The organism is Dietzia aerolata, assembly GCF_014144865.1.
In the GTDB taxonomy this organism is placed as follows: domain Bacteria; phylum Actinomycetota; class Actinomycetes; order Mycobacteriales; family Mycobacteriaceae; genus Dietzia; species Dietzia aerolata.
Map to the genome: position 1 here is coordinate 1 of NZ_JAALDM010000321.1, position 1,944 is coordinate 1,944.

At 68.7% G+C, this 1,944-nt stretch carries 1 protein-coding gene; it reads left to right on the top strand.

Annotated elements, in window-relative coordinates; genetic code table 11:
- Positions 1–350: 350 nt before the first annotated feature.
- Complete coding sequence (gdhA, locus tag G6016_RS15975) at positions 351–1,700, top strand: NADP-specific glutamate dehydrogenase (protein ID WP_182633586.1); 1,350 nt, start codon at positions 351–353, stop codon at positions 1,698–1,700.
- Positions 1,701–1,944 lie beyond the last annotated feature (244 nt).

Genomic DNA, 1,944 nt, shown 5'->3' on the forward strand with positions numbered 1-1,944 from the left:
CTGCAGCGGGGGCAGGGGCGGGCTGGGCGCCGGCGGGCGTCGCGCTGACGACGAGAGCCGCGGCCGCGCCGAGGGCGGCGAGCTTGGAGGAGATACGCATGGTGGCCTTCCGTGATGCACGGGTGAGCGACTGGGAGGTCGACCGGTCGCGAGCAAGATTACGGCGCTGTGATTAGTGAGTCCAGTGTGACACGTGTGATTAGTGGGATTCGTGAGGGAAATTCTCAGAAGAGGCTGAGTCGGAGAATTTGGTCTTTGGGCGCTAGGCTGCCTCTTCGGCAACGACGTACGCGCCGGCATCCTTTTTCGTCGCACTCGTCATCACCAGTTACGTATTGACCGGAGGTCCCATGTCCGACGCCGACGCCGTACTCCACGACGCTCTCGACACCGTGGTGCGACGCAATCCCGGACAGGTCCTCTACCGGCAAGCGGTCCACGAAGTCCTCGAGTCCCTCGCGCCCGTCGTGCGCCAGCACCCGGAGTACGTCGAGGGCGGCATCCTCAAGCGCATCATCGAGCCCGAGCGCGTGGTCTCCTTCCGCGTGCCGTGGGTGGATGACAACGGCGTGGTGCAGGTCCAGCGCGGCTTCCGCGTCCAGTTCAGCTCGGACCTCGGCCCGTACAAGGGCGGCCTGCGCTTCCACAAGTCCGTCACCGAGGACACCCTGAAGTTCCTCGGATTCGAGCAGGTCTTCAAGAACGCGCTGACCGGCCTCGGCCTCGGCGGCGGCAAGGGCGGCTCGGATTTTGACCCGCACGGCAAGTCCAACGGCGAAGTCATGCGCTTCTGCCAGTCCTTCATGGCCGAGCTGGCCCACCACATCGGCGCGGATCTCGACGTGCCGGCCGGCGACATCGGCGTGGGCGGCCGCGAGATCGGCTACCTGTACGGCCAGTACCGAAAGATCACCGGCCGCAACGAGGCGGGCGTCATCACCGGCAAGGGCGTCGGCTACGGCGGTTCCTGGGCCCGCACGGAGGCCACCGGCTACGGCCTCGTCTACTTCGTGCGCGAGATGCTGCGCGACTGCCCCGGCCTGACCCTTGAGGGCTCGCGCGTCGTGGTCTCCGGCTCCGGCAACGTGGCGCTGTACGCCGCCAAGAAGGCCTCGCAGCTCGGCGCCACCGTCGTGGCCTGCTCGGACAGCCAGGGCTACGTGCTGGACGAGGACGGCCTCGACCTGGACCTGCTCTCGGAGATCAAGGACGTGCGCCGCGAGCGCCTCTCGGCCTACGCCGACGAGCGCGGCAACTGCACCTACTTTCCGGGCAAGAACGTCTGGGAGGTCGAGTGCGACATCGCGCTGCCGTGTGCCACCCAGAACGAGCTCGACGGCAACGACGCCCGCACGCTCGCCGAGAACGGCTGCCGCCTCATCGCCGAGGGCGCCAACATGCCCTGCACCGAGGAGGCCATCGAGGTCATCCACGCCAAGGGCATCCTCTTCGGCCCCGCGAAGGCCGCCAACGCGGGCGGCGTGGCCACCAGTGGCCTGGAGATGCGCCAGAACGCCGGCCGTCTGCAGTGGGATTTCGAGCGCGTCGACTCCGAGCTCGACCGCATCATGACCAACATCCACGCCACCGCCGCCGCGACCGCCGACGAGTACGGCGTCCCCGGTGACCTCATCGCCGGCGCCAACATCGCCGCGTTCCGCCGGGTCGCCGACGCGATGCTGGCCCAGGGCGTCATCTGATCTGCAGGCCGCCCGCCTGACCTGCCGGGCCGGTCTCTGGAGGTCCGGCTGACCGCGCGAGTCCCGGTGCCCCACCGGGCCACCAGCATGACGACGACAACGCCTTCACCGGCGTTGTCGTCGTCGTCATTTCGGGGTTCGTTTTTCGCTCTCTCCCGCCATCGTCCGCAATCGTGCCGGGTGGGGACCAGCGCCCTGCCCCGCGCCGGTTCACCCCGCCCCGCGCCCGTTCGCCCTGCCCCGT